We start from the raw sequence: 20,304 nt of genomic DNA, 5'->3' as shown, positions 1-20,304 counted from the left end.
AGAGCAGGTCGAAGGCGAGGCGGGCGCGGCAGTCGGCGAGGAAGGCGTCGGTCGTCACGTACCAAATGGTGCCTGAACCGCCTTCTAGCGTCGGTGTCAACGGCGAAGCAGGCACGGAGAGGGAACGTGTGATGAGAATCGGCGTACTGGGAACGGGCAACATGGCCGACGCGCTCGCCACCCACTGGGTGCGGGCCGGGCACCAGGTGACGATCGGCGGACGGAACGCACACAGGGCGGAACGGCTCGCGACGCGCGTCGGAGGCCGCGTGAAGCCTGCCGGTCTGCGCGCCGCGGCCGCATTCGGTGAGGTGGTGCTGGCCGCGTTGCCCTTCGGGGCGGGAGCGGACGTGGCACGGGACCTGCACGCGGCCCTGGAGGGCAAGGTGCTGCTCGACTGCTCCAATCCGGTGGGCCCGGGCTTCCGGCTGCTGACGGAAGGAGGCCCCTCAGCCGCGCAGCGACTTGCCGCGGTGGCACCGGGAGCCCACGTGGTCAAGGCCTTCAACCTCTGCCACGAGGACGTGTGGCGCATGCGGTCGCCCGTCTTCGATGGACGGCCACTGGCCGTGCCGGTCTGCGGGGACGATGAGACGGCCCTCGCGCGTGTACGCGAGTTGGTGCGGGATGTGGGCTGTGACCCCGTGGCCGGCGGCGGTCTCGAGCGTGCGGGACTCCTGGAAGCGACCGCCGCGCTGTTCATCGCCCTCTGGGTCGGCGAGGGAGCGGATGCGCAAGCGATCGCACCTCCCCTGGCCTATTCGGCCGGACCGAGCCAACAGGAGACGGAAGGTGGCACGGGGGCTCTCCGTTAGAAGTTCATACTCCCGCCGGCGGGCACCCGGCCATTTCCAACCCTGTTCACCGGATCGTCGCGCTCACCGGCGACCAGCAGCCGCGCAGCGCCGGACAGGGGGTTCCAAGGCATCGCCCGACGGACTCCACCTCGCGCACGAGCAGGCTGTGGCCGCTCCGCCGACCTCGACATCCTGAGCGGCTACGCCCTGCGCCCCTGACCACTCCTCCGCTGCTGGAGAGCCCCTCATCATGCCGGACCTCGAGACACAGAACCAGGGCGCCTGGACCACGTACGAAGCTCACCAGATCGCCAGGGGCATCGAGCTGCCCGAGCCGGACCGATGGGCCTGGGACATCCTCGGCGCCGGGTCCGGCGCCGAGGTTTTCGGCGACGTGCAAGGGCTGCGCGTGCTCGACCTCGGCAGCGGGCTCGGCCGGCACGCTGCCCGCATGGCATCCCTCGGTGCCCAGGTCACCACCGTGGACTCCTCCCCCACCCCACACAAGCGTGCTACCGATCGCTACCCGGCCGTCCCTGCTCCCCGCCTGGAGTGCGCCGACGCGGTGGCTCACCTGCGTGACGCTGACCCGTTCGACCTGGTCCACTCCATCAGCAGCGTGCCCTACCCGCGCCGGCTCCTGCCCGCTCTGGCCGACTGTGTCCGGCCCGGCGGCCGCCTGCTCGTCTCCGCGCCGAGTCCGCCAACCGTGTCCATGTCGTCGAGGTCCGGCTCGGTGGTCGGAGCGGACACACGGCCGGGCTCGTGCCGAGCTCTCTCGGACCCCATCACGCGCAGCAGAGAACGATCCGGCGCGTGAAGGCGCGAAAGCGCGAAGGCCGTCGCCTGATGAGGGGTCAGATGAGGATGACGATCTTTCCCCGCACATGCCCGCGCTCGGAGTGGGCGTGCGCCTGCGCGACCTCGTCCAGTCGGTAGGTCTGCTCAATTCGCGGGGTGTAGCGGCCTCGCTCGCCCAGTTCCCCCGCTTCGGCGAGGAATGCGGAGTCGTTGACCGCGTTGGCCATGTGCACGCCCAGGCGTTCCGCGTTCTGGTGGTCGGCGACCGTGACGACCCTGGCGGGGTCGCCGGCGATTTCGACGAGGTCGGCGAGGGAACCGGAGGCGGCGGCGTCCAGTACGAGGTCGACACCGTTCGGTGCCAGGTCGGTGAGACGCTGCGCGAGGCCCGCGCCGTAGGTGGTGGGAGTGGCACCGAGGGAGGCGAGGAAGGCGTGGTTGCGCTCACTGGCGGTCCCGATCACGGTGGCGCCCTGGGCGAGGGCAATCTCGACCGCGGCACCGCCGACGCCTCCGGCGGCGCCCTCGATGAGCAGGGTGCGCCCACCCAGCGGGCCCAGGGCCTTGAGTCCGCTGAGCGCGGTCACGGACGCGAGGCCGGCCCCGGCCGCCTGCTCGTCGGTCCAGTTCGCGGGTGCCGGCGCCCAGGCCGAGAGCACGGCCAGTTCTGCCGTCGCGCCCGTGACGCCGCCGAGCCCGAAGACGCGGTCCCCGATGTTCACGCCCTCGACGCCCTGGCCGATCTTGTCCACCACGCCAACGGCGTCGCGGCCGGGGATCGCCGGCAGGTCCACGGGGAACACCTCGCGCACCGCGCCGCTGCGCACCTTCCAGTCGACCGGGTTCACTCCGGCCGCAGCGACGCGGATGCGGACCTCGCCGGGGTCGGGAAGCGGTGCCGGGGCCTCCTCGACCGTGAGGGTCTCCGTACCGCCGTACTCGTGGTACCGGGCTGCGCGCATGACGTCCTGCCTTTTTGTTCGGTTGGCTCGGTGTTCCTTGACGTCGACTACGCTAAAACCTGACGTTGGCGTGAGATGCAAGTCGGGTGGCCGGCCCGTGGAGCGGAGTATTCGTGCGTATCGGCGAGGTGGCCCAGGAGGCCGGAGTGAGCGTGCGAGCCCTGCGCTACTACGAGGAGCAGGACCTGCTGCCCTCCGAGCGGAGCGCCGGGGGGCAGCGCCGGTACCCGGCCTCCGCTGTCGAGCGGGTCAGGCTGATTCAGCAACTCTTCGCCGCGGGCCTGCCGAGCAGATCCGTGCGCGAGGTGCTGCCGTGCGTGTACTCCGGCACGGTGGCGCCCGGACTCCTGGACCACCTGGAGGCCGAGCGCACGCGGATCAGTGAGCGGATCACCGACCTGCAAGCGGCGCGCGACCGGCTCGACACCGTGATCGCCAACACCCGTAACCCGCCCGCGGAATGCCGACACCCCCGGGACTGACTCGGGTACCGAACACCGCGCCGGCCAGGCGATCACGGCCTTCTGCAACACCCTTCAGTGCCATCAGCGCGTCGTCATGCGGATGCGTCCTGCCCAGCAGCCAGAAGGCGTAGCGGGTGCGGTACTCCGAGCGCCCCTGGGAGTGAGGGAGTGAGAGGGCCCGTGCGACGTTCCGCGCCGGCTGTGCCGATCCTTGCTTCCGGGCCTTCTGCTGCTGGCCGCCTCACTGGTCAGTCCTGGCTCGCGGACCCGGACCACGTCCGCGGAGCCCCGGGGACCGCGGGCGGTAGCGGGCAATCGCGGGACCGATGGTCATCCGCCCTGGCCGGCGCTCCCGATCGGGCCGACCTCCACCGGGGAGCCGGTACCGTCCGTGACGGGCAGCGTGGCGGCGCCCGGCCAGTCGAGGGAGACCGACTTCGTCTCGTCCGGCGGGGTCACCAGCAGTTTCGTGACGCGGACGCCGGAGCCTCCCGCATCGTTGATCGGGTAGCTGATGGAGAAGGCGACCGACTTGCCGTTCTCGAGGATCGTCGGATCGGCCGGCTCACCCGTGCGTTCCGCGGACAGTGTCCCCGCGTCGGTCTCCAGGTCGACACCCGCGTGTCCGGACAACAAGCAGTCGCGACCGCCGCCGTTCCGCAACTCCACCGCGACGGTGTTGGCCCGGTCGCCGTCGATGGTGTTGTCCGATGCCGTGATCTCCAGCTCGTCGGTGCGGCAGTCACCGACCTCGCCGTTCTCGGTCCGGCCGGTGCCGGCGACCGTGCCCTGGTCACCGGGGCTCTTCTCGCCGGAGTCCTGCCCGCCGTCCTGATCCGGAGCTGCCGAGCCCGAACCGTCGCCCGACGAGGACACCGTGGGCGCGGACGACGGTCCGTCCTGTGCCGCGGAGTCACCGTCCTGGCAGGCCGTCAGCGACAACCCCACGGCAACGGCCAGGGCGGCGAAGGAGAGCTTGTGAACGCGCATCGTCTGTCCTCACTGTCGGTATGGTCGGTCGCGATGCCGACTGGTCGGTACGAGTCGGCGTCCGCGAACGTCTCTCCCCTTCTCAGACAGCTCGCACGGTGATACCACGTCCTGTCGAAGTCGTCATCGGCCCTGGGCGGGTCGCGTCCCGCGGTGCCTCTGTCGGCCGCCCACGACCCCGCTGCCGTCGCTGGAGGTGGAGCTGACCACGCTGCGGGCCACCCCGCCGGCTCTGCTGCACACCACGGACGAGGTGCCCGACGCCCCTGTGGAGTCACTGCACCCCGATCCGTCGGCCGAGCCGGGCCGGTTGGCCGACGTGATCGAGCCCCATTGGGGGGCTGGCTCTCGCCCCGTACTGGTCGCGCATCCTCGCCCTGCTGGGGGCGACATCCGCTACCGCGCCGGCCGCTTGGCCGAAGACCGCACCGTGCGCGGCGCGCGCCAACTCGACGGTCGCGGTCTGCTCCTGGGCGCTGCGCGGTGGCCGCCGTCATACCGCGCATGCCGGTCCCCCTCCACGCCCCCACGCCCCCACGCCCCCACGCAGAGGATCGATTCAGGACTCTGCGGTCTTCTCGGCCAGCTTCTGGAACTCGCCGAGGTCGTAGTTGGCGAGTGTCGAGTCCAGATTGGTGAGCGCGCCAAGGCGTTCGATGAAGCCCTTGGGGTCGTACTCGATCTGGAGCGTGACGCGACTGGTCGTGTCGCTCAGGCGATGGAAGGTCACCACGCCCGCGTGGTCGACCCCCTCCACGGTGTGCCAAGCGATGCGGTTCTCCGGCACGACCTCGGTGAGCTCGGCAACGAAGTTCTTGTCGGCTCCCGGCAGTTGGAGTTGCCAGGCGAAACGGCGGCCGTCCAGCGCCTCCACCAGGCGTACGTGGCTCAGGAAGGACGGCCACCGCGTCACATCGCTCCACAGCGCCCAGGCGACGGCCACGGGTGCTTCGATGTCGACGGTCTCCACAAGGGATGCGGACACGTTGTGCCTCTTTTCCGGTAGTCCCGGTCGATCCGGGGCGGCCCGACGGATGCAGTGAAGCGCTTACCCGCAACATGACGGCACACACGGCACACACGGCACACCGCATTGACCACCGTCACTGTCGGGGAGCCGGTAGCGGCCGGGGCGAAGGCGTCCGCCCGACTGCTCCTGGAGACGGGACGTGCCTCATTCCTGTTCCGAGCGGCCGGAATTCGACCAGCCGAGAAGACCGGCCGCTTGTCAGTGGCCCTTCCTATGCTGGCGCCATGGAAATCACCAAGCGGACACTTGCGGAGGCCTGGCAGCGGACGGCCGCTGGACACCCCCTGCTGCACGGGGTCGGACTGCCGCCCGTGGTGTTCTCGGACGAGGAGCTGGAGGCGTGCGCCGAGCGCGCCGAGGAGGCGGAGGATGACGGCCTGTTTCTGCTGCTGGAGGAGAGCGGTACAGTGCGCGGCCATCACGGTCCCTACCAAGAGGTCTTCGCCACCCGCGACCTCGAACAGACGCTCTACCTGATCGCCGAGGCCGCGGTGCGTCGGCGCGGCGGCAGCCCCGAAGAGGTGGCCGATGCGCTGGAACGGATCGATCCGGCGTGGGGCAGACGGTTCCGCAGCGGCGGCCTGGACGATACGGGGATGGTCGAAGCGTGCGGGCGCGACCCGTTGGAGGGGCTCGCCTGGATAGCCAGATCCTGGCGCGAGCAGGACCCGTACACGACCCTTGCCTTCTTCCGCGCGGCGCCCGGGCGAACTGTCGACGCCGAGCGGCTGGCCCTGCTGTACGGGGCCGATCCCGCGCAGGTCGCGGCCGGCACGCGACTGAAGGACCTGCAGGCCGTGGACAGCGGCCGGGCCCACTGGGACCGCCAGTGGAAGAGCTGCTGTTTCGGACAGGCAGGCGGGTGGACGTTTCTGCTGCACCACGACACGCCGCCAGGGGCCTTCGCCGAGAAGGAGGCATACGCGGCGCTCGGGATCGAGGAGAGCGTGTGGCTGACCGCCACCGCGGCAAAGGCCATCTACACCTTCGACTACATACGAGACGGTCGCCGCGTCGACGACGACTGGGGCGCACTGGAGCTGATCTGGTACGAACGCGGCCGTGCCCCCTATCTGCGGGGCGGCGAACTGGACTTCTTGAACCGTGCCGTACGCCGTGCCGAACTGGACCACCCCGAACTGACCAATACCTTCGAGTTGTACTTCCACGCTCTGGAGGAGTCCCTCGGCCTGCGTCTGCCGCGCCGGGATTTCATGGAGGGGGAGGTGCGGGCCGCGTACTGGGCCGAGGGAAAGCGGTGACCATGGTGAGGAGAGGGAGCCGGAGCAGGTCTTGGAGCGCGTATCGAAACTTGATCAATCCGATCGAACGCGCTGCGTCAGGGCCACGGTCGGAGCGGCCCGGCACACGGCCATGACGAGCGACCAGGTCACTCAGCATCACATGCATGAGCGATCCTCCTCGGCCGGCGGCGGCGCCGGAGTGGACGGTCGAGCGGAAGGGCGGGCGCACGTCGGCGGTGTATGTGCATGCGGGCGGCTGCCACATGGGCGGCAAGCGGGCGAAAGGCGTAGCCATGAGAAGTGGCGGTGCGGGCCCTGGCACAGGACGTGTTGTCCTGCCCGCACTGCCACCCGGACACCGAACCGGGCGTCTCGGAGTAGCGCGGCGGGCGGCCGGCGGATGCCTGCCGTTGAGGTAGCCGTCACAAGTGGGTTCAGCAGATTCTCCGGGCCAGGCCCGTGCATCACCTGCCGGTCAGCTCGACATGCCGGCGAACGCGCGGTGAACGATGGACGGACCGCTGGGCACGTTCGTCGTCGGCCCTCAGACGATCAGCGCGCCGCAGCGGGTACTGAGGGCCACCGGCGACTACGGTGGCGCGATCGACGGCATCGCCGACAGCGGAACACGGGCGGGGTGCAAGGCCTGGGCCGACAGGCTCTGACGGATCAGCCGTCCCGCCGTGTCACGGCGGAAGTGGGGCGTCCACCTGGCGCCTCAACGTCCGGCAGACGGGGATGTGCCGTAGCGGCTCGGCTCAGGCCGTTGCGGTTCCGGCCCGGCCGCACGGACCGGGTGCGGGTCGGACCCTCATGACCCCGGCCCCGGATCCGGGCGCACGGCCTCGGTGATTCCGGCACGGGCGGCTTCCAGCTGAGCGGCGAACGCTATGCCGAGGAACAGCGCGACACCCGTCAGATTGGCCCACAGCAGCAGGGCGACGAAGGCCGTCAGCGGCCCGTACACCGTGCCGAAGGAGCCGCTCTTCGCCACGTACAGCGCCAGCAACCACGTGGCCGCGATCCACAGCACCAGGTGCACCCCCGAGCCGAACGCCAGCCAGGTATAGCCCGGCTGGTCCCGACGTGGAGCCCAGCGGAAGATCACCGCCGAGGCGACGACGGCGAGCACCACACCCAGCGGCACCCGGGCGTACCCCCACCAGTCGAGCCGCTCCTGCGACCAGCCGAACGCCTCCACCACGGAGTGCCCGACCGCGTCTCCCGCGACCAGCACGAGGAAGCCCAGCACCATCGGCATGCCCGCGAACAGGGCGAGCACCAGCGCCCGTCCGTACTTGGCGAGGAAGGGCCGGTCGCGTTCGATGCCGTAGATACGGTTGGCTCCCCGTTCCACCTGCCCCATCGCCGAAGCGAGATTGAGCAGGGCGAAGGCCAGGCCCAGCCACATGGCGACGGCGCTCCACATGCCCGTCCCGGCGCTGCGCTCCGTGCCGTGGAGGGCGTCCTCGACCAGGTCCGCGCTGGCGCCCGGCACGATGCGGGCGAGGGTGAGCTCGACGATCCGCCCGATGCTCTCCGTGTGCACCGTGGCCGTCACACCGACCAGCGCAATGGTGAACGGCACCAGGCCGAGGACGACCTGGAAGGCGAGTGAGCGCGCGTTGGTGAAACCATCGCCGTAACGGAATCTGGAGAACGCGTCCACGAGCAGTCGGCGGCCTCCGTAACGCCTCAGCGCGGTGAGCGCCTCGTCGCCGGAAAGCTCCTCACCGATCATGTCCCGGGTCTGCGGAACGTGCCCTGCGGTCCCCATCGTCGAACGCCTCCCTCTGACATGCGAACGGCACTGAGCATTCGTACAGCGCCGGTGGGGCACGGGTACCGCGCACCGCCCACCGGGAGCACGCCGACACGACCCGGACACCTTCTTGCCGCAACTGGGGAAATCAGCCGTTGGCGAGCGGACCGGAATGGACCGGCATGGACCGGCATGGCGTCGCGCATCAGCCCGCGGACGGCAGGAGCGTAGCGTCGGCGGGGCACGGCGTAGGTGGAGAACGGTGCGCGAGGCCTTCTCGAGTCGGGCGATCAGTCGGCTGTCATGGGCGGCGTGGCCAGCTGCCTGGCCGGCGTGAGATCCCTCAACCTCGCGCGGCTCCTCGCCTCGCCGAGGTGGGCCCGGCCCTGGAGCACGTCACCTCCGCCGAGCAGGCCGCCGCCGAGCGCGAGGCCGCCCCGTGGATCCCTGCGGCAGGCCACGCAGGTCGCCCGGGGATCGTCTGTCGCGGGTGGAGTGCGAGAGCGGACGCATGCCTGGATGGCCCAGACGGTCGTCCAGGCGACTGGCCCCCTCCAGTGACCCGCAGCCGACCACCGGGCAGTACCCACCGCGCGGCGCACCTCCACTTGATAGGCAAGTGAACAGTTGCCTATGCTGTGGTCGTGGCCGATGACCTTTTCAGAGCCTTGGCCGACCCTACCCGCCGCACCATCCTCGACGAGCTCACCGAGAAGTCCGGACAGACACTGTTCGAAATCTGCTCCCGACTGAGCATGAAACATCAGCTCGGCATCTCGCGCCAGGCGGTCTCCCAGCACCTCGCCGTGCTCGAGGCCGCCGGACTCGTCGAGACCAGGCGAGAGGGCCGCTACAAGTTCCACCACCTGAACACAGCCCCGCTGAGGCAGATCGCCGAGCGATGGCCCGTGCCCGACGCATCCGCACCGGAGGAGAGCACTTCATGAAGATCCACCTGACCAGTGTCTTCGTCGACGACCAGGCCAAGGCCGAACACTTCTACATCGAGATCCTCGGCTTCGTGAAGAAGCACGACGTTCCGGTGGGCGAGAAGGACCGGTGGCTGACCGTTGTCTCGCCCGACGAACCCGACGGCACCGAACTCCTCCTCGAGCCCGCCGGCCACCCGGCCGTCAAGTCCTACCGTGACGCGCTCGTGCAGGACGGCATACCGCTCGCCCAGTTCGCCGTCGACGACGTGAACGCGGAGTACCAGCGCCTACGCGGCCGCGGCGTCCGCTTCACCCAGGAGCCCTTGGAAGCGGGCCCCGTCACCACCGCCGTCTTCGACGACACCTGCGGCAACCTGATCCAGATCGCGACCGAGCCGCAGTAGGCAGTTACCCACGCGCAGCTCGGCCGTCACAGCGACCGGGCCCCCGTGGTCGCGCGTCCGAAGTACCGCTGCAGCCGGGCTCCCTCGAGCGCGCGCGGCCGCACCGGATGCGGGGACGGCGGCGGGGGCCTCCACCCCGAATAACCCGAATGCCCGAGTACCCGAATGACGGACCAACTCGGAAACCGGTACCCCAGCCGGGCCGCCACTGACACCTGCCGTCGAGCTGGTGTCCGCCAGTCCATGAGCCCGATCTGCTCCACTGCGGAGTCAGCAGGCAACCTTCGGCGCCAGCAGGGTCTTCGATCCCGGTGATCCCACGCCATGGCGAGCTGATCGAGCTGCTCGGCGGCGTCTCCGCAAGATGCTCACCCAGGCACTCCGACGGCTCAAGGCACACGTTCTCATCCGCCGCCACGCCTACGCCGAGGCGCCGCCACGCGTCGACCGGCTGCACGCAGCGCTGCTCGAAAAGCTGCGGCCGACGAACCAGCCGGACCGGTCCCGGGCAGTGATCGACTCCTCGCGCCTGCCCACGGCCCGCAGGGACTCGAAAGCGGACCCAGCCCGGTCGACCGCGCGCGACCGGCAGCAAGCACCACCCCCTCACCGACGGCCAGGGCATCCCGCCCGCGGCGTCACTGACCGGCGGCAACCACAACGACGTCATCCAACTCCTGCCCCCACCGTTCACGTCGGCGTAGCGGGCACCAGTTCGGGCAGTCGCCGCTCCAAGCGTTTACAACCGGGTGACGAGCCGGATGTCGCGGGCGTGGGCGCCAGCGGGCTCCGGAAGTTGTGCAGCCAGGAGATGGCTTCCTGGCGGGACATCTCTCCGCCCTCGCCCTTGAGATCAGGTGCCGGACCTCTCGTCCCAGTGCAACAGTGCCAGTTGCCGGTGGACGGCGGCGGTCACCCGGTGTTCGTCATCGGTGGCGAGGAGATCGAGCAGTGCCCCTCGCAGTACCGCCAGCGTGAGAGTGCGGCGGACGGCGCCTTCCTCGCTCTCTCGGTCCGGCTGTGGCTGGCAGGCGGCCAGGACGTCGAGCCAGTCCTCCACGGTGGAGCGGGCGAACCCGGCCCAGGGGCCGTTCGGTTCGACGAGGGAGCGGGCGTACGCCTCGGCCCACAGGCGCAGCAGCGGGCGGTGTTCGTCGGCGGCGAGCCACGTCCACACCTGCTCGGCTGCCGCGACCAGGCCGACCGGCCGGTCGTGCTGACGGAGGTGCGCCAGGAGCGCCAGTTCCTCGGTGCGGGCCCGCTCCAGCAGCGCCCGCACGAGCCCTTCCTTGTTGCCGAACAGGAACATCAGCACCCGCGTACTGGAGCCGATGGCCTCGGCCAGCGGGCGCAGCGACAGATCGGCCAGACCGTGTGCGAGCGCGTAGTCGTAGGCGGCCTCAAGCAGCTGTTTATGACGTGCGGACGGGTTTGCGGTTGTCGGAGGCATGGACCTAGCATAGAACTACTGACACGATCGTGTCAGTAGCACCTGGCAGCCATCCGACACGGAGAGTGAGTATGCCGAAGGAAGCCCGTCAGCGGCAGTTCGTGATCCGCCGCGCCGACCGCCCTGGCGACCTGGGCTGGGTGGTGATGGCCCACGGTGAGCTCTACGCCCAGCAGTTCGGCTTCACCACCGGCTTCGAGGCACTGGTGGCACAGATCGTCGGCGACTACGCGGCCAAGCGCTCCCCGGCCACAGATGCGGCCTGGATCGCCGAGATCGACGGCGAACGCGCGGGCTGCGTGTTCCTGGTCGCCGCCGACCAGCCGGGAGTGGCCAAGCTGCGCGTCCTGCTCGTCACTCCGTCCGCCCGGGGTCTGGGGCTCGGCACCCGCCTCGTCGAACAGTCCCTCGCCTTCGCCCGCAAGGCCGGCTACCGGCGCGTGACCCTGTGGACCACCGACAACCTGGTGTCCGCTCGCAGGATCTACGAACACTTCGGGTTCACGCTCACGGACGAAGAGCCTCACCACAGCTTCGGTCAGGACCTCGTCGGGCAGAACTGGGCCCTCGACCTCCGCGACACCGATGAGCACTCCTGACAGTCACCCACCCTCGCGGCGACCGCCACCGGGATCGCCGGCGCCGACACCGACAACTGGTCCGTCATCGACTGCATCACTGCACGCGGGCGGCTGCCACATGGCTCTCACGCGGGCGATGGGCGTGCCGAGTGGCCGCACGTGCGTCGCTCACGGCGTCGGGGTGGGCGAGGCCGAGGTGGTCGCGGAGGGTCGGGCCCGTGTACTCCGTGCGGAAGACGCCCTGTTCCTGGAGGAGCGGGACGACCCGGTCGGCGAAGGCGTCGAGGCCTCGGGGGGTGATGTGCGGAACGAGGATGAAGCCATCGGCGGCATCGGCCTGCACATGGTCGTTGATCGTCCTCGCGACGGTCTGCGGGGAGCCGACGAAGGTCTGCCGGTTGCCGGTCTCGATCACCAGGTCGCGGATGGACCAGTTGTTGGCCGCGGCGAGCTCACGCCACTCGCGGGCGGTGGCCAGCGGGTCACGGTACATGCGCACCTGGGCGCGGCCGCGGGCGATGTGGTGTTCGCCGAGGTCGGGGTCGATGTCGGGGAGCGGGCCGTCCGGGTCGTACGCGGAGAGGTCGCGGTTCCAGACGAACTCCAGGTGCTTGAGGGCGGTCGCCCCGCTGACCTGCTGCCGGCGCATCTCCTTGGCCAGCTCCTCGGCCTCCGCGTCGGTGTCCCCCAGGACGAAGGAGGCTGCCGGCAGGATCAGCAACTGGTCCGGGCGGCGGCCGTACTTGGCGAGCCGGCCCTTGACGTCCGTGTAGAACGCCTGCCCTTCCTCCGGCTCGGCGTGCCGGCTGAAGATCGCGTCGGCGTCGGAGGCGGCGAACTCGCGCCCCTCGTCGGAGTCACCCGCCTGGGAGATCACGGGGCGGCCCTGCGGGGACCGCGGGACGTCGAACTGCCCCCCGATGTCGAAGTGTTGCCCCTGGTGCGCGAAGGCGCCCGCCTTCGCGTCGCGCAGGAAGGTCCCCGACGCCTGGTCGGCTGCGATCTCGTCGCCGTGCCAGGAGTCGAAGAGTTCGTGGGCGGTGGCGAGGAACTCCTGGGCGCGCGAGTAGCGCTCCTCCTGCGGGAGGAAGCCGCCGCGGCGGAAGTTCTCACCGGTGAAGGCGTCCCAGGAGGTGACCACGTTCCAGGCGGCGCGGCCGCCGGAGAGGTGGTCGAGGCTGGCGAACTGGCGGGCCACCTCGTAGGGCTCGTTGAAGGTGGAGTTGATGGTGCCGGTCAGGCCGAGGTGTTCGGTGACGGCGGCGAGCGCGGCCAGGACGGTGAAGGTGTCGGGGCGGCCGACGACGTCCAGGTCGTAGATCTGCCCGCCCTGTTCGCGCAGCCGTAGCCCCTCGGCGAGGAAGAGGAAGTCGAACTTGGCGCGTTCGGCGGTGCGCGCGAAATGGGCGAAGGAGCTGAACTCGATGTGGCTGCCGGCCTCCGGGTCGCTCCACACGGTGGTGTTGTTGACGCCGGGGAAGTGGGCGGCGAGGTGGATCTGCTTCAGCGGCTTGCTCATGGTGGTCTCCGTCCCTCCGGCTCAGGCGGTGGCGGTGGCGGTAGCGGTGGTGGTGGCGCTGGTCGCATAGCGGTTGGCGGGGCGCGGCAGGCCCAGCAGGCCGCGCAGGGTGTCGGCCTCGTACGTGCGGCGGAAGACGCCCCTGCGCTGGAGCTCGGGCACCAGGCCCTGGGTGATCGCCGGAAGGTCGTGGCCGAGGACGGCGGGGCGCAACCGGAAGCCGCTCAGCCCGCCTGTCTGCAACTCCTGGAGGAGGTCGGCGAGTTGTGTCGGGGTGCCGGTGAAGATGCGGGCGTCGCTGGTGTACGGCTCTCCCGCGAGGGTGTCCAGGCGCTCCTTGCGGGCCGCGGCCTCGTAGGGGTCGTCGTCCAGGAACACCACCAGGTCACCGAAGACGTGCAGGGTGTCCTCTGCCCGGCCGGCCGCCTGCTGCTCGGTGCGGATCTCGGCGACGATCGCGTGCGCCTGACCCGCGTCGTGCGGGGTGACGTAACCGACGTCGGCCTGGCGGGCGACCAGCCGGTACGGGACGGTCTGGTGGGCGAGGGCGGTGACCACCGGCTGGCCCTGCGGCGGACGCGGGGTGATCGAGGGGCCCTTGACGCTGAAGTGGCTGCCCTCGAAGTCGATGTAGTGCAGCTTGTCCCGGTCGATGAAGCGGCCCGTGGCCACGTCCCGGATCTCCGCGTCGTCCTCCCAGCTGTCCCAGAGCCGGCGCACCACCTCCACGTAGTCGGCCGCCTCGTCGAACAGCTCGGTGACCGTCTCCTGGGCGCCCGGGCTGTCGTAGGCGTCGATGCGCGGGACGGTGCGGCGGCCGAAGTGCGCCGCCTCGTTCGGACGGGCGGTGATCCGGACCCGCACGCCCGCGCGGCCGGTGCTGACGTAGTCCAGGGTCGCGAGGGCCTTGGAGTGGTGGAAGGGCTCCGTGTGGGTGACCACCGCGGTCGGGACCAGGCCGATGTGCCGGGTCAGCGGGGCGATCCGGGACGCGATGAGGACGGCGTCGAGGCGGCCGCGGACCTGGTCGGTGCGGCCGTCCTGGTCGAAGGGGTGGGAGGACTGCAGGCCCAGGCCGTCCTCGATGGTCACGAAGTCGAGCAGACCACGCTCGGCCTCGGCGACCAGGCCCGCCCAGTAGCCGGCGGTGAACAGGTCCCGGGGACGGGCCACCGGCTCACGCCAGGAGGCGGGATGCCAGCCGGTGCCGTCCAGGGCGACGGCCAGGTGCAGCGGAGAGGAGGAAGAGAAGGGAGAGGGGGGAACTGACACGGTGGTGCCTTCCTGGAGACTCGTCGACGGGAGCGCCGCCCCTCGCGCGGGGGCGGGCACGACGGGGGCGAGGTTCAGGCGCCGCGACAGAGCGCGCCGGCCACGCGCCGCAGATCGATGTACGGCCGGGAGTGCAGGCGGACGACCCGGCGTGGGTTCGACGCCGACGCGCGGAGGCGGAGCCGGCGCCGCATGTACCGCACCTCCGTCCACCATGTGGTGGCGCGCAGCTCTTCTCGGGGCACTGTCATGAGGACCCGGCTTCGCGCTCTGTTCCGGGCGTGCGTACGCGCAGGATCGTGTTCCGGCGGCGCAGGGTGAAGCCGAGTGACTCGTACAGACGGATCGCGTGCGTGTTGGTGGCAGCGGCGTGCAGGAACGGGGTGTCGCCGCGTTCACGGATGCCCGCGGCGACCGCCCGTACCAGCCGGGCGGCCAGGCCCCGGCCGCGGTGCTCCGGAGCGGTGCAGACCGCGCTGATCTCAGTCCAGCCCGGGGGACGGAGCCGTTCGCCCGCCATGGCGATCAGCTCACCCCGGTGCCGGACGCCGAGGTACGTGCCGAGGTCGACGGTCCGCTTCAGGAAGGGGCCCGGCCTGGTCCGGGCGACCAGGTCCAGGATCTCGGGCACGTCGTCAGGTCCGAGGCGCACCGCCTCGGGGTCGGGCTCGGCGCGCAGTGCGGTGTCGACGAGTTGGACGCCCTCTCCCCCGTCGACGATCTCCCAGCCCCCGGGTACCTGTACCTCGTCGACCGGCTTGATCCGTACGGCCGTGCCCGAACCGGCGAGCGTGTGCAGGTCGGCCCAGGCGGCCGGGTCCCCGGGATCGGCGAGGGCGGCGAAGGCGTAGACGTCGGCGGGGTAGCGGGCTGCTCGGCCGACCCGCTCGGCGAGGTGGGCGTGCGGGCCGTCGAGGGCGGCCCAGACGGCGTTGTCGAGGAGGTGTGTGGTCGGGCCGGCCGGAACGTCACCACCACGAACGTCGATCAGATGTGCCACGGGGGCGAAGTCCTCAAGTAGTCGCAGGGTGGTCGCAGGAGTCGGGAATGACGCGCGAGCGGTCCCTCCGGGCACGGCGTGCGCGGGGCGAGCGGCGAGCGGTGACATCACGAACGGCGACACGCGGAGGCGACGACACGCGCCAGATCCACGTACAACCTGCGGCGATGCCGCACACGGTGCGGCACTGAGGAATTCACTCGACCATGTCTAGCAGGCAGATGCGGGAGAAATCGTTGCAGTGACATGAAATCTCCGCTTCTCCCGGTCCGGCTTGCTCATTCCGGCTCGCCCATCGGGGGGGCGCAGCCGGGCGAGCGGTGGGGCTCAGGACGGCGGCGCGGCGTCCGGTGCGGGTGCGAGGTGGTCGAGGTCCGCGACCGCTTTCGCCAGCAGGTTGACCATGGCGCGTTCGGCGCGGGCGGGGTCCCGGTCGCGGACCGCGTCGAGCACCGCACGGTGGCTGGGTACGGGGTCGTCGGCATCGCCGTGGGCGTGCACCATACGGTCGCGTTCCCGCAGGCCGGGCTCCAGGAGCAGGTCCATCCTCTTGAGCATGTCGTTGCCCGTGGCGGCGAGGAGCGCCCGGTGGAAGGCCGCGTCCGCCTCGGCGGCGGCTGCCGAGTCGACCTTCGCCCGCCCCATGTCCTCGAGGGCGGCCTCGAGCGCGGACAGGTCGGTGCCGGTACGGTGCAGCGCTGCCCGGTGCGCCGCGGCGGGCTCGATGATGGAGCGTACGTCGGCGAGGTCACGCAGCACCTGGGTGCCGTCGCCCGTCTCCATTCGCCAGCGGATGACGTCGGCGTCGAGCAGGTTCCAGTGGTCGCGTTCCCTGACGAAGGTGCCCCGCTTCTGGCGTGCGTCGGTCAGCCCCTTGCCGGCCAGCACCTTGAGCGCCTCGCGCATGACGGTGAGGCTCACGTCCAGTTCGGCGCCGAGCGCACCGATGTCCAGGATCTCGCCCTCGGCGAGCTCCCCTCCCACGATGCGCGCACCCAGTGTGTGTACGACCTGTCCGTGCACACCGCGACCGGAGTAGGACGCCATGCGGTTCTCCTCATGGGGTTGTAGGGCGGCTTTTCGCCCCGGGGTCAGCCCTGTGGTCAGCTCCGTGGTCAGACAGTCTAGCGGTCAGCATTATTTATGAATACATCTTGACAGGGGGTAGGGCCGCCCAGACGATGAACCCACTTCACGAGCCGCACGCCCGCCGGAGCCGCCTGTCATGCTGACGCTGCACGCCCGACACCTTCCCCTCCCGATCAAGGGGCACCTGCCGATGGGCAGCCGCGAAGACGCCCCTCACCCCCTGGAGGCCGACAGCCGCAAGCTCCAGCGGGGTACCGAGCCCTGGCTGCCGGTCATGGGTGAGTTCCACTTCAGCCGCTACCCGGCGGCCGAATGGCGCGAGGAGCTGCTGAAGGTACGCGCCGGCGGGATCGACCTGCTGGCCACCTACCTGTTCTGGAACCAGCACGAGGAGGAACGCGGCACCCTGCGGTTCGACGGCGGCCTGGACATCAGGCGCTTCACCGAGCTGTGCGGTGAGCTCGGGCTGTACATATCGGTGCGGATCGGGCCGTGGTCGCACGGCGAGTGCCGCAACGGCGGCTTCCCCGACTGGCTGCAGCAGGCCGGGTGCACCCCGCGCACCGACGACCCGGCCTACCTGGCGCTCGTCGAGTCGTACTACACGCGCATCTCCCACGAACTGCGCGGGCTGGGTTACGACGACGGCGGCCCGATCGTGGCCGTCCAGGTGGAGAACGAGCTCTACGACCAGCCGGGACACCTGCGCACCCTGCGCGCCCTGGCCGAGCGGGCCGGCATCCGGGCACCGCTGTGGACGGCGACGGGCTGGGGCGCCGCCGACATCCCCGTCGACGTGCTGCTGCCGCTGTACGGCGGCTACCCGGAAGCCTTCTGGGAGGACGCGCACGAGGGCTGGACCCGCGAGATGCGGCGCCACTACTTCTTCACCGCGATCCGCGACGACCACGCGATCGGCGCGGACCTGCGCCCCTCGGCACCGGCCGGCACGGGACCGGACGACCGCCGCTACCCGTACGCGACCTGCGAGCTGGGCGGCGGCATGGCGATCGCCTACCACCGGCGCCCCCTCGTGCCCGCCGCCGACGTCTCGTCGCTCGCCCTGACGAAGCTCGGCAGCGGCTCGGTCTGGCAGGGCTACTACCTCTACCACGGCTGCTCCCAGCGCCTCGGTCACGCCGTGCCCAACCAGGAGTCGCACGACACCGGCTACCCCAACGACCTCCCGGCCGTGAACTACGACTTCCAGGCGCCGCTGGGCGAGTACGGGCAGGTACGGCCCTCCTTCCACGCGCTGCGACTGCAGCACCTGCTGATCCGGGACAGCGGTGCCGACCTGGCGGACATGCCGCTGCACCTGCCCGACGACGAACCGGCCGGACTCGACGACCGCGAGTCGCTGCGCTGGTCGGTGCGCGCGAACGGTGAGACGGGTTTCCTGTTCGTCAACAACCACCAGCCGCACGAGACGCTGCCCGACCACGACGGAGTGCGCTTCCAGGTGCACCTGGGCGGGCGCACGGCCACCCTGCCCGCCCAGGACGTCACCGTCCCTTCCGGAGCGCACTTCGTCTGGCCGCTCGGGTACGGCATCGGCCGCGGGGTGCGGCTGGAGTGGGCCAGCGCGCAGCCGGTCACCCGGCTGGAACTCGACGGGGACCCGGTCGCGGTGTTCGCGGCGACCGCCGGCATCACCCCGCAGTTCGCCCTGCCGGCCGGCTGCGAGGTGTCCGGACCGGTGCGCAGGGATGCGGACGACTCCGACCTGGTCGTGGTGAGTGTGCCCGAGCCCGGCTCCCCCACCCTGTGGACGGTGACCGGCCCGCAGGGAGCGGGGCCGGTGCACCTGCTGGTGCTGTCCGAGGAACAGGCGCTGCGGGCACAGCGGGTGAGCATCGGCGGCACCGACCGGCTCGTCCTGTGCGCGGAACCGGTACTGACCGACGGGAGCGAGCTGCGGATCCACACCACCCGGGGTGAGGTGGACCTGTCGGTGTTGCTGCCTCCCGGTGACACGGCTGCCACCCGCCTGCTCGCCGGACCGGGTGCGTCCGCTCCGCGCACCGACGGGCCCTTCACCCGGTGGGCGCTCACGATCGGCACGGGCACCGACTCGCCGCCGCGCTGCGAGGTCGCGTGCGTACGGGCCGAGGCCGTCGTCCCGCCGGCGCGTACCGGCGGGTCCCACCACCGGGCCTCCGCGCCGCGGGACGCCGACTTCGACGGGGCGGCCGTCTACCGCATCACCGTCCCGGTGTCGGCGTTCGACGACCCCGACGGGGAGGTGCTGCTGCGGCTGTCGTACACGGGTGACGTGGCGCGGGCCTACCTCGACGGCCGGCTGGTGGCGGACCACTTCTGGTACGGACCCGACTGGGAGATCGGGCTGCGCCGGTTCACCGACGGGGCGGCGGAGGCGGTCGAGGTGGCGGAGGCGGCCTCGCACGAGATCGAGATCCGGGTCCTGCCCCTCCCCCAGGACAGCGAGGTGTACGTCGACGCGTCCGTGCGTGCGGGGCTGGAGGCCGCCCGTGAGCGCGCCTCGGTGAACAGCGCCGCACTCGTTCCCGTCCGGCGGATCGCCCTGGCGGTGGCCGCGGGGGGCGGGACCGACTGACCCCGTGCGGTTCCGGTTCCTCCCCGGCCGTCACCGACGGCCCGGTACGGATCTCGCCCCGGACCCACGCGGTCAAGAGCTGAGCTCCGGACCCACGCGGTCAAGAGCTGAGCCGCACGCCTTCTTCACCTGTTTTCGTTCCAACGAGAGGGTTCCTCCGCATGCCCGTCGCACGGCCCGCCCGCCTCCCCGACACCCTGAAGATCACCCTGTGGGACTTCACCTGGTACACCCGCACCGGTCCCGGTGAGCCCTTCGCCGACCTGGACCGCGCCTTCGCCGAGGCCGTGGAGCGCGGCTACAACACCGTCCGCGTCTGCGCCATGCCCTACCTGCTGTTCGGTTCCGGTCTCGACACCCGTCGCCTGCGCCTGGGCCCCCTGGGCGGCGCCGTCGGGCAGCGGGTGCGCTGGTACGACGTGCGCGCCGCGACCGAGATCGACGCGCGGGCCCACCTGCTGGCCCTGTTCGAGGCCGCCCGCCGCCACGACTGTTTCGTCATCCTCTCCAGCTGGGAGTACCAGCAGTCCTCGTCGTTCGCCCGGGACCGTGCCTGGTTCGACGCCCTGATGACCGTGGACCCCGAGCAGCGCCCGCGGGTCCTGGCCGACGCGCTCGCCGACCTCGTCGACTTCCTGGCCGCCCACGACGGCCTCGACGACCGCGTCGCCTTCACCGAACTGCACAACGAGGTCCAGGCGGGCTTCCTCACCGAGGGACTCGAAGGGGACACCGTCGTCGCTCTGCGCCCGCGCCTGGAACGGGGCCTCGCCCGGTTCCGCGAGCGGCACCCCGACCGTATGGTCACCGTCAACTACGCCCAGGTGCCGGTCGGTTCGCTGCGCGGCGTGCCCCGGGACGTCGACGTCGCCGCCTTCCACCCGTACGTCTACGGCGTGATGGACGAGCTGCTGGACGCCTTCGCCCTGCGGGACCCCTCCCGGCCCTTCCCGCAGGAGCGGGCCGCACGCGAACTGCTGCGGCCGGACGCGCCCCGCCTGGAGGACTGGGTCCCGCCCGCCGAGGACCGCTGGCGCCTGGACGCCACCGTGGTCGGCCACCGCGAATTGTACGTCCACGACTGGTGCGACCCCGAGCGTTTCGACGCCTGGCTCCACGACCGTTACGCCGTCCACCGCCCGGCGATGGAACAGAAGCTGACCCTCTGGATCGCCGCCGCCGCGGACTGGGCCGCCGAGACGGGTGTCCCCTTCGTCTTCGGCGAGGGGTGGATCGGCTACACCCCGCTGCACGGCACCTTCGAGGAGGGTCCCGTGGGTGCGGCCTTCTGCCGCCTCGCCGTGACCGAGTCCGCGAGGGCCGGAGCCTGGGGTGCGGTGGTGTGTTCCAACGCCGCCCCGCACCACCCGATGTGGGGCGACATCGCCCTGCAGCAGGAGTGCAACACCCTGCTCACCCCGTGACCGGC

At 71.0% G+C, this 20,304-nt stretch carries 20 protein-coding genes and 1 pseudogene; 11 read left to right on the top strand and 10 right to left on the bottom strand.

Translation table 11 applies throughout. The annotated features are described in order from the left end of the window. Positions 1–131 precede the first annotated feature (131 nt). Positions 132–815, top strand: coding sequence for an NADPH-dependent F420 reductase (locus tag UW392_RS47495; RefSeq protein ID WP_320781581.1), 684 nt, complete (start codon positions 132–134; stop codon positions 813–815). Between the two features lie 232 nt (positions 816–1,047). Beyond that, complete coding sequence (locus tag UW392_RS47490) at positions 1,048–1,617, top strand: class I SAM-dependent methyltransferase (protein ID WP_320781580.1); 570 nt, start codon at positions 1,048–1,050, stop codon at positions 1,615–1,617. A 37-nt stretch (positions 1,618–1,654) separates the two neighbouring features. On the opposite strand, the gene UW392_RS47485 is transcribed toward UW392_RS47490, so the two are convergent. Beyond that, a complete protein-coding gene (locus tag UW392_RS47485) occupies positions 1,655–2,560 on the bottom strand; it encodes an NADP-dependent oxidoreductase (protein WP_320781579.1) in 906 nt (301 codons plus the stop codon). A gap of 113 nt (positions 2,561–2,673) precedes the next feature. Here UW392_RS47485 and UW392_RS47480 point away from each other — a divergent pair, with 113 nt between their 5' ends. Further along, entirely contained in the window at positions 2,674–3,042 is a 369-nt protein-coding gene (locus tag UW392_RS47480) for a MerR family transcriptional regulator (protein WP_320781578.1), read from the top strand. A 312-nt stretch (positions 3,043–3,354) separates the two neighbouring features. On the opposite strand, the gene UW392_RS47475 is transcribed toward UW392_RS47480, so the two are convergent. Further along, positions 3,355–4,014 (bottom strand): DUF4232 domain-containing protein, encoded by a 660-nt coding sequence (locus tag UW392_RS47475; protein WP_320781577.1) that lies wholly within the window; start codon positions 4,012–4,014, stop codon positions 3,355–3,357. A 559-nt stretch (positions 4,015–4,573) separates the two neighbouring features. After that, positions 4,574–4,999 (bottom strand): SRPBCC family protein, encoded by a 426-nt coding sequence (locus UW392_RS47470; RefSeq protein ID WP_320781576.1) that lies wholly within the window; start codon positions 4,997–4,999, stop codon positions 4,574–4,576. A gap of 269 nt (positions 5,000–5,268) precedes the next feature. Here UW392_RS47470 and UW392_RS47465 point away from each other — a divergent pair, with 269 nt between their 5' ends. Together UW392_RS47465 and UW392_RS47460 are read left to right on the top strand one after the other, a co-directional pair. Next, on the top strand, positions 5,269–6,306 hold the full coding sequence (locus UW392_RS47465; RefSeq protein WP_320781575.1) for a hypothetical protein: 1,038 nt from the start codon (positions 5,269–5,271) through the stop codon (positions 6,304–6,306). 491 nt (positions 6,307–6,797) lie between these two features. Continuing rightward, positions 6,798–6,953 (top strand): hypothetical protein, encoded by a 156-nt coding sequence (locus tag UW392_RS47460; RefSeq protein WP_320781574.1) that lies wholly within the window; start codon positions 6,798–6,800, stop codon positions 6,951–6,953. A 146-nt stretch (positions 6,954–7,099) separates the two neighbouring features. Here UW392_RS47460 and UW392_RS47455 read toward each other — a convergent pair whose 3' ends face one another. Beyond that, positions 7,100–8,065 carry a YihY/virulence factor BrkB family protein gene (locus UW392_RS47455; RefSeq protein ID WP_320781573.1) on the bottom strand — a complete coding sequence of 322 codons (966 nt, stop codon included), beginning with the start codon at positions 8,063–8,065 and terminating at the stop codon, positions 7,100–7,102. 629 nt (positions 8,066–8,694) lie between these two features. Between UW392_RS47455 and UW392_RS47450 the strand changes: the two genes are divergently transcribed. The 3 genes and pseudogenes from UW392_RS47450 to UW392_RS47440 all read left to right on the top strand — a co-directional run. Continuing rightward, on the top strand, positions 8,695–8,997 hold the full coding sequence (locus UW392_RS47450) for a metalloregulator ArsR/SmtB family transcription factor (RefSeq protein ID WP_320781572.1): 303 nt from the start codon (positions 8,695–8,697) through the stop codon (positions 8,995–8,997). Further along, complete coding sequence (locus tag UW392_RS47445; protein WP_320781571.1) at positions 8,994–9,386, top strand: VOC family protein; 393 nt, start codon at positions 8,994–8,996, stop codon at positions 9,384–9,386. The genes UW392_RS47450 and UW392_RS47445 overlap by 4 nt, the downstream gene beginning before the upstream one ends. A gap of 320 nt (positions 9,387–9,706) precedes the next feature. Continuing rightward, positions 9,707–9,834, top strand: a pseudogene (locus tag UW392_RS47440) (winged helix-turn-helix transcriptional regulator); the annotation flags it as partial. A 405-nt stretch (positions 9,835–10,239) separates the two neighbouring features. Here UW392_RS47440 and UW392_RS47430 read toward each other — a convergent pair. Next, entirely contained in the window at positions 10,240–10,836 is a 597-nt protein-coding gene (locus UW392_RS47430; protein ID WP_320781570.1) for a TetR/AcrR family transcriptional regulator, read from the bottom strand. A 71-nt stretch (positions 10,837–10,907) separates the two neighbouring features. Here UW392_RS47430 and UW392_RS47425 point away from each other — a divergent pair, with 71 nt between their 5' ends. Further along, positions 10,908–11,435 (top strand): GNAT family N-acetyltransferase, encoded by a 528-nt coding sequence (locus tag UW392_RS47425; protein WP_320781569.1) that lies wholly within the window; start codon positions 10,908–10,910, stop codon positions 11,433–11,435. Between the two features lie 76 nt (positions 11,436–11,511). Here the strand turns inward: UW392_RS47425 and UW392_RS47420 are convergent, their stop codons facing one another. The 5 genes from UW392_RS47420 to UW392_RS47405 form a co-directional block, all read right to left on the bottom strand. Continuing rightward, positions 11,512–12,936, bottom strand: coding sequence for an NtaA/DmoA family FMN-dependent monooxygenase (locus tag UW392_RS47420; protein ID WP_320781568.1), 1,425 nt, complete (start codon positions 12,934–12,936; stop codon positions 11,512–11,514). A gap of 21 nt (positions 12,937–12,957) precedes the next feature. After that, positions 12,958–14,208, bottom strand: a complete 1,251-nt coding sequence (locus UW392_RS47415; protein ID WP_320781567.1) for an LLM class flavin-dependent oxidoreductase — start codon at positions 14,206–14,208, stop codon at positions 12,958–12,960. Between the two features lie 74 nt (positions 14,209–14,282). After that, positions 14,283–14,402, bottom strand: a complete 120-nt coding sequence (locus tag UW392_RS67160; RefSeq protein WP_414497494.1) for a putative leader peptide — start codon at positions 14,400–14,402, stop codon at positions 14,283–14,285. 53 nt (positions 14,403–14,455) lie between these two features. Beyond that, positions 14,456–15,208: a GNAT family N-acetyltransferase gene (locus tag UW392_RS47410; protein WP_320781566.1), complete on the bottom strand. Its 753-nt coding sequence runs from the start codon at positions 15,206–15,208 to the stop codon at positions 14,456–14,458. Between the two features lie 327 nt (positions 15,209–15,535). Beyond that, positions 15,536–16,255, bottom strand: a complete 720-nt coding sequence (locus UW392_RS47405; protein WP_320781565.1) for a FadR/GntR family transcriptional regulator — start codon at positions 16,253–16,255, stop codon at positions 15,536–15,538. A gap of 232 nt (positions 16,256–16,487) precedes the next feature. Between UW392_RS47405 and UW392_RS47400 the strand changes: the two genes are divergently transcribed. Beyond that, positions 16,488–18,875 carry a beta-galactosidase gene (locus tag UW392_RS47400; protein ID WP_320781564.1) on the top strand — a complete coding sequence of 796 codons (2,388 nt, stop codon included), beginning with the start codon at positions 16,488–16,490 and terminating at the stop codon, positions 18,873–18,875. 161 nt (positions 18,876–19,036) lie between these two features. Beyond that, on the top strand, positions 19,037–20,299 hold the full coding sequence (locus UW392_RS47395; protein WP_320781563.1) for a cellulase-like family protein: 1,263 nt from the start codon (positions 19,037–19,039) through the stop codon (positions 20,297–20,299). Positions 20,300–20,304: the final 5 nt, after the last annotated feature.

Source organism: Streptomyces sp. CRN 30, assembly GCF_034105845.1.
Note: the sequence above shows the minus strand (reverse complement) of the source record. Positions and strands in the feature narration are given on the sequence as shown.

Bases quoted from the DNA above. Each gene is read 5' to 3' on its own strand.
- UW392_RS47495 (WP_320781581.1), top strand. From the start codon at position 132: ATGAGAATCGGCGTACTGGGAACGGGCAACATGGCCGACGCGCTCGCC.
- UW392_RS47490 (WP_320781580.1), top strand. From the start codon at position 1,048: ATGCCGGACCTCGAGACACAGAACCAGGGCGCCTGGACCACGTACGAA.
- UW392_RS47485 (WP_320781579.1), bottom strand. From the start codon at position 2,560: ATGCGCGCAGCCCGGTACCACGAGTACGGCGGTACGGAGACCCTCACG.
- UW392_RS47475 (WP_320781577.1), bottom strand. From the start codon at position 4,014: ATGCGCGTTCACAAGCTCTCCTTCGCCGCCCTGGCCGTTGCCGTGGGG.
- UW392_RS47465 (WP_320781575.1), top strand. From the start codon at position 5,269: ATGGAAATCACCAAGCGGACACTTGCGGAGGCCTGGCAGCGGACGGCC.
- UW392_RS47460 (WP_320781574.1), top strand. From the start codon at position 6,798: ATGGACGGACCGCTGGGCACGTTCGTCGTCGGCCCTCAGACGATCAGC.
- UW392_RS47455 (WP_320781573.1), bottom strand. From the start codon at position 8,065: ATGGGGACCGCAGGGCACGTTCCGCAGACCCGGGACATGATCGGTGAG.
- UW392_RS47445 (WP_320781571.1), top strand. From the start codon at position 8,994: ATGAAGATCCACCTGACCAGTGTCTTCGTCGACGACCAGGCCAAGGCC.
- UW392_RS47430 (WP_320781570.1), bottom strand. From the start codon at position 10,836: ATGCCTCCGACAACCGCAAACCCGTCCGCACGTCATAAACAGCTGCTT.
- UW392_RS47425 (WP_320781569.1), top strand. From the start codon at position 10,908: ATGCCGAAGGAAGCCCGTCAGCGGCAGTTCGTGATCCGCCGCGCCGAC.
- UW392_RS47420 (WP_320781568.1), bottom strand. From the start codon at position 12,936: ATGAGCAAGCCGCTGAAGCAGATCCACCTCGCCGCCCACTTCCCCGGC.
- UW392_RS67160 (WP_414497494.1), bottom strand. From the start codon at position 14,402: ATGCGGCGCCGGCTCCGCCTCCGCGCGTCGGCGTCGAACCCACGCCGG.
- UW392_RS47405 (WP_320781565.1), bottom strand. From the start codon at position 16,255: ATGGCGTCCTACTCCGGTCGCGGTGTGCACGGACAGGTCGTACACACA.
- UW392_RS47400 (WP_320781564.1), top strand. From the start codon at position 16,488: ATGGGCAGCCGCGAAGACGCCCCTCACCCCCTGGAGGCCGACAGCCGC.
- UW392_RS47395 (WP_320781563.1), top strand. From the start codon at position 19,037: ATGCCCGTCGCACGGCCCGCCCGCCTCCCCGACACCCTGAAGATCACC.